General features: G+C 63.9%; 1 protein-coding gene. It reads right to left on the bottom strand.

From position 1 onward, the window contains the following. The coding region (locus tag FEI13_RS18975; RefSeq protein ID WP_275668772.1) for an enolase C-terminal domain-like protein at positions 1 to 255 on the bottom strand (255 nt) is incomplete at both ends.

The following is a 255-nucleotide window of genomic DNA, read 5'->3' as shown; positions in this document are numbered from 1 at the left end:
CAATGCTCACCGGTGGCCACGCCAATCGGCGCGATGCGCTGGCGTATGGTGGCGTGGCCGAGGATGTCGTCGGGGCTGGTCGGCTCTTCGATCCACAGTGGTTCGAAGGCAGCCAGGCGGCGCATGTTGGCAATAGACTGCTCCACGCTCCACACCTGGTTGGCGTCCATCATCAAGGTGCGGTCCCAGCCAATTTCTTCGCGCAGGATGCTGGCGCGGCGGATGTCCTCTTCCAGGTCGGCACCGATCTTCTGC

It is taken from the genome of Halomonas urmiana, assembly GCF_005780185.1.
GTDB lineage: Bacteria > Pseudomonadota > Gammaproteobacteria > Pseudomonadales > Halomonadaceae > Halomonas > Halomonas urmiana.
Note: the sequence above shows the minus strand (reverse complement) of the source record. Positions and strands in the feature narration are given on the sequence as shown.